General features: G+C 56.1%; 6 protein-coding genes. 4 read left to right on the top strand and 2 right to left on the bottom strand.

The features are described 5' to 3' along the window. Positions 1-680: 680 nt before the first annotated feature. Entirely contained in the window at positions 681-938 is a 258-nt protein-coding gene (locus ZBI01S_RS09240; RefSeq protein WP_066059569.1) for a hypothetical protein, read from the bottom strand. Between the two features lie 1,463 nt (positions 939-2,401). Between ZBI01S_RS09240 and ZBI01S_RS09230 the strand changes: the two genes are divergently transcribed. The 4 genes from ZBI01S_RS09230 to ZBI01S_RS09625 all read left to right on the top strand — a co-directional run bounded on the left by ZBI01S_RS09230 (position 2,402) and on the right by ZBI01S_RS09625 (position 6,177). Further along, the gene (locus ZBI01S_RS09230) at positions 2,402-3,181 is read left to right on the top strand and encodes a Fic family protein (RefSeq protein ID WP_083524684.1); all 780 of its coding nucleotides are present in this window, start codon (positions 2,402-2,404) and stop codon (positions 3,179-3,181) included. 626 nt (positions 3,182-3,807) lie between these two features. Further along, complete coding sequence (locus tag ZBI01S_RS09630; protein ID WP_159421488.1) at positions 3,808-4,725, top strand: tyrosine-type recombinase/integrase; 918 nt, start codon at positions 3,808-3,810, stop codon at positions 4,723-4,725. A gap of 259 nt (positions 4,726-4,984) precedes the next feature. Then, entirely contained in the window at positions 4,985-5,455 is a 471-nt protein-coding gene (locus tag ZBI01S_RS09220) for a hypothetical protein (protein WP_066059561.1), read from the top strand. A 170-nt stretch (positions 5,456-5,625) separates the two neighbouring features. Next, positions 5,626-6,177 carry a recombinase family protein gene (locus tag ZBI01S_RS09625; protein ID WP_245610602.1) on the top strand — a complete coding sequence of 184 codons (552 nt, stop codon included), beginning with the start codon at positions 5,626-5,628 and terminating at the stop codon, positions 6,175-6,177. Here the strand turns inward: ZBI01S_RS09625 and ZBI01S_RS09895 are convergent. Then, positions 6,169-6,804 carry a hypothetical protein gene (locus ZBI01S_RS09895; protein WP_159421487.1) on the bottom strand — a complete coding sequence of 212 codons (636 nt, stop codon included), beginning with the start codon at positions 6,802-6,804 and terminating at the stop codon, positions 6,169-6,171. The two genes, ZBI01S_RS09625 and ZBI01S_RS09895, sit on opposite strands and share 9 nt — an antisense overlap. Between the last annotated feature and the right edge of the window lie 651 nt (positions 6,805-7,455).

The following is a 7,455-nucleotide window of genomic DNA, read 5'->3' as shown; positions in this document are numbered from 1 at the left end:
GCGACGCATCCGCGAAGGTAGCCCGGTTGCCATGCTGAACTAGATTCAGGGGCGGTGCACCCGGTGCAGGGTGAATGGTGGCGCGTTGAATCTTCAAGACCACCCCTCACCCCAACGACCCCTATACCCCAAGGGTATAAGAATGCGCTCGAGATCGGCGGATTCTCGCGCAATTGCACAATCGCAAAAGGATCCCGCAACACTGCACCGTGCGCATGTCACGAGCACACCCAGCACCAAAACAACAGCCTAATAATCGCCACCTCCGACCCAACCACAAGCGATACCGCCAAATTCGGCCACAACTTCACAGTGCCACCCAAGTTCCGGCCGACATCGCACAGTATTAAGCAAATGATCTGTGCAATGCAGACCATAAGACTCGATTTGAGCGCAGGTACGAGGCACACCGGAGCACACCTGGAAGACCCAGGAAAAGGTCTCGGCCCTGACCAAGTTTTCCCTGGTCAGGGCCTTATGTGGTTGCGGGGGCAGGATTTGAACCTACGACCTCCGGGTTATGTGCATCAGTTACCCCGATCTGGGATGCCCCTAGTTACCGGCGTCCTGCAGGGCAAACGGAAGCTCACCAGATCCAAGCTCGATAACTGACCAGCACACACGCACGACGAATGAAGCGCCTCAACTAACAACTAAGGCCGGCACATCAAGTGTGCAAATCACGCCGTGAGATTCCGAGAAGGTTGCAGCTGAAGCGAGCAGCAAATCCAGGGATGAACCGTACCGCCCAATGCAAAGTTCCGATGGCCTGCAGCAACAACAGGACTGAAGACAGCCAGCTCAGCATTGATTAAACCCACCACATCTGCGAAACCCGCACCGCCAACAGCGACGATGCCCAAGCAGATCAGGTGATCAAATCCATCAACAGTTTTAATTTCTTCGATGCAAAGATCGATCAAGATGTTGTCGAGCATGCTTTACATGCAGCTCTAAGTAGTCTCACCCCAAGAGTCAACTGACTCAACTCGCAAGGATCGTGCATCTGCAGCCCGTACATTAGACTCAGAGACGAGGACTCTGCAGCGTGTCTCGCGTTTCGGATCGATCTCGCCACCGACACCCCCAACGTAGCAGCGTTGCCCAGGCGTATGCCACCTCAGATCCATATCGTGTGTGATGGAGTAGCTTTGAAATCTCGAATGATCGATCCGCGAGACGGAGTAGCTGAGGTTGATTTCCCTGGATACCGTGTGTATTTCATCGACTCGCACGGGGCCACCGAAGAATGGCTACTCACGGAGTGCCATAGCGTGCTTGAAGCGATCGAGTGGGCTGATGCTGCGGCTCACCACCGCTCGTATGATTTGTATGCGGAATGGCCCTTGAGCACTGGTATCGGTCTAGTACGACTACTAGAGCGTAACGGCCTTTGAGGGTTGTTCGGTGCCGCGCTGTCGGCGACCCCGAACAACCCTCAAAGTTGCTTACGGTACCCAGCGAAAGTCAGAAGCTGCTGCGGGGATATTGAACGGGGTAAAGGGTGCAGCTGCGGATGCTGAGGCTGAGCCCCTGAAATAGGCTCCGCTGCTGATCTTGGTCGAACTGCTTTGCCGTGGAACGTACCAGGTCTGCTTCGGCCCGTAACTAGTTTTGGAATTGACTGTTACTCTCTGCGTGTAATCAGACTCGGCAACGATCCTCAGACTTGGAATCGACTCCTTCGAGGACTTCGCTAGGTACCCAATCACTCGGATCGGGATAGTGGTGGACGGCCCCTTGCATGCAACGCGAGGTTTAGCAATCACGCTCCCCGCACCCGATGACCAGTGTGGACTATCTACGGACAAGATACATGTAAAGGTTCCGGCCTTCGCGACCTCAATTCGCTCGCCATCGGGCCCTCGGTATGCACCCGCCTCGATACTGAACTCGACCTCCTGCGATCCAGAATCAGGCGTCGCAAGTGCATCGATCGCCGGATACTCGGGGAGCGAATCTACATCTGTTCCATCCATATCTACCGTGGCAATTTGCTCGAATGGTTCTTCGGGCGTAGCCGCACTAGCAATCGAACTCGGGACTACGAGCGCCAGAGCTGCGCATACAGCTGTGGCAATAGTTCTTGGCTGCATGAAGGTTCCTTTCCATCACCTTTGATGTGGCCATGACCAATATAATCATTATCGGCAGCGACAGGAGCGACTAGCATTTTCACCTTTTGAGACTGCCCCCGGGCGCGTATTTCATGGCACGCAGCGACGGATACATGTCACTAGCCGGTCGAAACGACGACCACCGGGTTACGAGCATCAGTAACCCCAACATGGGAAGCGCCAAGCTGGACACCTGCCCATCAGCAAAAGACGCAGAATCGCGCCGCGCGTTGACCCATCCTCGCTAGCATACGAAGACCCCAACACCGCGACCGGGAGCGCAAATGAGCCGCACACCCAACTTTGACGTAACCGACCTTGCAGGACTGGTTTACTCATCAGGCAAGGTGTTCAACGGACTCAACACCAACCGGCTCGACACCGAAGAGTTCCTGCGAACAGGCGATGTCACAAAGGTCAACTCACGCGCCGATCTAGAGCTCCTCAAAGACTTGCGTGATGCCGCTCAATTCGTGATTGACCGACCTAATCCGGTCATCGACGCAGACTTTGTCCTATTAGTTAACGCATGCCTCACCCGAAGCGGCTCACTACAACCAGGCGTACTGAGGTCAAACGAACAGCGCGTGGGCGCAGACACGGTGTTTGGCCGCCATGAGCCCCCAGCCGTGATCGAAGCTGAGCTCACCGCACTCATTCAGCACGCCCTCGAACCAAACGACCGGCGCGAGCAAGCCATGAACCTCTTCATCGAGCTCGCCAGAGCACAGCCATTCGGCGACGGCAACAAGCGCACCGCACTGTTCGTGGCAAACAGCGTCACGATCTGGGGCACACCGCCAGAAACACTGATTGCTCCCGTTGACGAGAACGACCCAGAAGTCGCTGCACGCTTCAACCGTGCGATCGCCAACGCCTACATCAACGACGACCGCAGCGATGTCAAAGCGATCCTCCGTGCTGATGGATTCCAGCTCGTGACTGAGGGAACTCAACGCAACCGCCGCGTGTATCACGTCCAAACCGATGTTCCTCGCCCGAAAGACGTGCACGCAAATGGCGCATCACACCCTTTTCCTAGTCCAGATGGACTCTCGATCTAGCATTCCGCTCACATAGACAGCCCAGCTCCGTGTTGCCGTCCTGCTGCAAGGCTTGTGTGTGATCGGGCTTCTACGGTTCCATCACGACGCCCGCGAACCGGATTTTCACCCTGATAGCCCCATTCCTCCAACACACCCTCAGTCCACAACTGATCTGCGCGCACTCGGGCCGTAATCACATGGTCACCGCGCTGCGCCTCGGCCGCGGCGTGCTCCGGTGAAATAGCGCCCCAGTCCCCCGGATTAATCTGATCCACCTGACGTGGCACCGCCCTCCAAATCTGCACCATTTGCCCCGGATTTCCTGATGCTCTACGGAGCTGTTGAGCTCCAGTCCGGTGCCGGGCCTGATACCGCTCAGGATGTTGGAGCACATCGGGCGGCATCGTCATGTCATCCGTGGTGCCCAGTTGATCGAGTCGTACTGTCGTGAACTCTTCCAGATCTGGCCCGGGCGCGGTGTGCTGTATTCGGTAGCTTGCGTCGAACGCGTGCATGGTGATCCTCTCGTCACCATGAGTTCGAACAGCACTTGGGAATCCGGCGTTCAAATGCCGGGATGTCCTGCCAGCCAGAGCAAGCTACGGAATGATCCGCATTTCCATCAGGCTCATACCGTCATGCGAATGGACAGTTCACTCGCACAACGCTTCATAAATACCCTTCGAGCCGCTAATCGAGCCTCCGGAACAATCGACCAACGAATTGGCGACTTGCGTCGCTTTGAATCGACGACCGGCGTATGTCCAGAGAGAGCTACCGCCGAAGACCTACTCAACTACCTGGCTGGTGGCATCAACGCAGGATGGAAACCCGAATACGCCAAACGGATCCGATCAAGCATGCGCGTGTTCTACGAATGGCTGAACGCCGAAGGGATCCGAGGTGATAACCCAGCACTTCGGCTGCCAGCGGTACGAGTCCCGCGCGCTGTGCCAGTACTCCCAATCCCGACCGAGACCGCGATACATCACGCGTACGACACTGCAGAGACTGTGACGACACGGCTCATCCTGGCTCTCGCCGCAGTGCTCGGGCTTCGTCGAACGGAGATTGCAACTCTCAGACTCAGAGACAGATACGCCGAGACCCTCAAGATCACGGGCAAGGGTGCCGTATCACGACGGCTGAAGGTCGATCGATCAACACTCGAGCTCCTAGAGATGAGGGAAGCTGAAGTGCGTTTCGGCGAGTTCTACTTTCCAGGCAGGTTCAGCGGCCACGTCCACCCATGCACCATTTACCGTTGGATCCGACATACAGGACACCATCCGCACGCGCTCAGACGGCGAGCCGGAACGAACGCTCACGCTAAGACACACGACCTTCCAGCTGTACAAGCCTTTCTCGGGCATGCCAGCCTCGACACAACACAACACTACGTTCGATCAGAGCCGACAGGGCTAGAGCGAATTGCCGATGTAAACGCCCTGGATCACGAGACGACTTTCCAAGACGAAGCGGGTGACCTCCTGACCGAGCTGCAACAGCTAAACCAACGTTTTGAACGCCTTGGATGGCGTCTCAGACTGGAGTCAAACTAGCTCCCGGAGCTTAGGGATGTCCCCCTCCCATAACGCGCTGTTACCCAGCATCAGAGAGACAACCAGCCAAATCAGCTGCCGCAGCAGTCTGCCTCCAGCTACCGCCATCGCAGTCTTTGCCACCCGTGTCTCCATCCGTTCGAGCAGTCATCAACAGTTCGAATCCGAACCGAAAAACGGAGGGACAGCTATTCATCCGAATGATCGGGCACAGTACCAGTGAAGTAACTAGACGCACTTAGCGAGACAGGAAATTACGATGCTTCAGCCACAGATCAAAACCTCGAAGAATTGGAAAACTCCACTCAACTTCGCCTTAACTTGGGTAATACTTGGCGCTCTCGCGGGCGGAGTTTACATCGCAACGAGTACCCAAAGGATGCAAGGAATCGGCATCATGCTAGTCCTCATGGCCTGCGTAACTCTCATGACAAGCTTTTACCCGAGGCGAAAACTTCAAAGACTCATTGAGCAAGGGGCCATCGAAGAATACGACGCAGTGAGAGCTGTGCGTCCGGTCGCAGGGTACAACCTGGGGGTGCTAGCCCTGCTTGGTCTCGGATTTGCTTCAGGTTCGATCCCAGCTGTCCTTCATGCCACCGAACTTGCCAAGTCTCTGCTCTCCGAAACAATGATCCTGGGAGCTGCGGTCTTGCCCATCACCACGTTCTGGACGATCCGCTGCAACGTAATCGATTTACAACACGGGGTGATGCCTCCAAAGAATTAGGTGCATTAACGGTCACTACTGGTTTTGCACGCATTCTGGTTTTGCACCACCTTTTGCTCGGCTGAACTGCCGTTCTTCGGGCATAGACTTCTGGCCGTGAAACCGCGTGCAAAAACGACCGTTTCTGACCGATGGATAGTGTTGGTGGCACAGCGCGAGAGGGGAGCACATTGGCTCTTATCGGCTATGCCCGAGTTTCCACCCGCGAACAAGATCCCGCCGCTCAGGTAGCAGAGCTAAAAGCGGCGGGCTCTGTTCGCGTTTTTGTCGATGCCGGTGAGTCCGGCCGCCGCCATGATCGACCCGCTTGGCAAGCATGTCTCGACTACTTACGCGCTGGCGACACGCTGCTGGTGCGCCGATTGGATCGAATCGCGGGTAGTGAAGTCATGGCCATTGAGGTGCTAAGCAGTCTTGACCGACAAGGCATCAACATACGTAGCCTGACTGAGCCCGAGATTGACACGACCACCCCAATGGGAAGAGCTCTCTTTGGGATCGTTGCGGTCTTCGCGCAGCTTCGCGTCGACACTATTCGCGAAAACACGATGCGGGGTTTGGCTCATGCACGAGCTGAAGGCAGGATTGGTGGTCGACCAACAGTGCTCACACCCGAACGAAAACTTGCAGCAGAAGCAATGCGGGAGGAAGGGGCAAGCCTTACGGCAATCGCCAAAGCCATTGGTGTCAGTCGGAGCACTGTGTCTCGACACCTATCGTGAAACGCTCGCACCTGTGGGCAATGCACCTCCGTTGTTCTCAGATACAAGTTGAGCACGGGGACTTGTCTGGCCGAAGAGCGCATTGATGGTCGTTAGGAAGATCAAGAGCGCATTCGCTGCAATGTGTACGAACGCGATTGCAACTTGGCCACGAACTGAAACAGCTGTAGGAAGTTCAGCGAAACGAGCCCGCTCGTTCAGTACACAAGCTCCGAAATACAGCAGGGCCACTACGGCAGCACAGATGACAAATGACCAGTTCACCCCGCACACTGAAACGTGAAAAGCAGCGATCCAAAACGTGGCAGGCGCACGCCCACCAGGAACGACACCTGCCCCATGCTTCACAGCACAAGCAAACACAGCAGCAACCAATAACAGAGCGATCAGGGCCGAAGAATCTGCACGAGGGATCGACGCTAAGAATGCCTGGTAGTTGCTCACCCAGCCCCCTGCTTCCGCTGGCAGCAGGTCTTGCAATACGTCAAACCCTGAACGCGACGTCGCCATGCCTGCAACCATGAGTACGGCTAGTGCGCTACCAAGATGCTGCCAAATCAATTGCACTACCAGTGCAGCAGGGCCTCCCATTCCAAACGAACGCATGGCCGCAAACAAATCAGACATACCCACTCCTCACATATAACCTCTCGGGAATATGTCTACTCTGGCAAAGCAAGGTAGCCGTACGCCCCCCCCAATCTCGTTCAGCGCAACGTAACGTTCGCGACTAGTTGGGTCGCTCAGCCGCTAGGGCTGGCTGCCGCAGAATCGCTGCGCGATTCTTTGCCCTCGGATGGATCACATCAGGTGAGTTTGGAGTTGGTTGCCGCGTATATGGCTCTCCGACAGCCAGGAATGCTACGCCGAAAAGTGACCGGGCTCGCTGTGTTGACGCTGGGGCACTTGGCTCTCCGCGCCAACCTTGTCACTCGTCGTGCATCTAGCGGTGCCACCCGTGTCATGTCTCTGACACGTTTCTGTGCCAAGGCGGTGCCACTGCTTCGTTCGGGGCGACAGTCCCTATGTCATCGGCCGCTGTCATGACAAGGAAATCTCCAGACCCTGACACGCTCACATCTCAAGAAAACGAGTGGCCACGACCAGACTCGGAGGGAACCAAAGAGCCAACCCCAGCAGAAACCACAACACCCAAGAGCGACCAAGCAGCCAAGAAACTCAAGCTGAACGGTCATGCGAAAGCCAACGGCAAACGAAACGGTCAAATCCAAAAACGATGTGATGCACCGCAGGCATCGGCGCCTTAATCGAGCACGC

The organism is [Zimmermannella] bifida NBRC 103089 (assembly GCF_001570925.1).
In the GTDB taxonomy this organism is placed as follows: domain Bacteria; phylum Actinomycetota; class Actinomycetes; order Actinomycetales; family Microbacteriaceae; genus Gulosibacter; species Gulosibacter bifidus.
The sequence above is the reverse complement of the archived record's forward strand: the minus strand, read 5'-3'. Positions and strand labels throughout refer to the sequence as shown.

Excerpts from the sequence above, each read along its gene's own strand:
- ZBI01S_RS09230 (WP_083524684.1), top strand. The coding sequence starts at position 2,402 with ATGAGCCGCACACCCAACTTTGACGTAACCGACCTTGCAGGACTGGTT.
- ZBI01S_RS09630 (WP_159421488.1), top strand. The coding sequence starts at position 3,808 with ATGGACAGTTCACTCGCACAACGCTTCATAAATACCCTTCGAGCCGCT.
- ZBI01S_RS09220 (WP_066059561.1), top strand. The coding sequence starts at position 4,985 with ATGCTTCAGCCACAGATCAAAACCTCGAAGAATTGGAAAACTCCACTC.
- ZBI01S_RS09240 (WP_066059569.1), bottom strand. The coding sequence starts at position 938 with ATGCTCGACAACATCTTGATCGATCTTTGCATCGAAGAAATTAAAACT.
- ZBI01S_RS09895 (WP_159421487.1), bottom strand. The coding sequence starts at position 6,804 with ATGTCTGATTTGTTTGCGGCCATGCGTTCGTTTGGAATGGGAGGCCCT.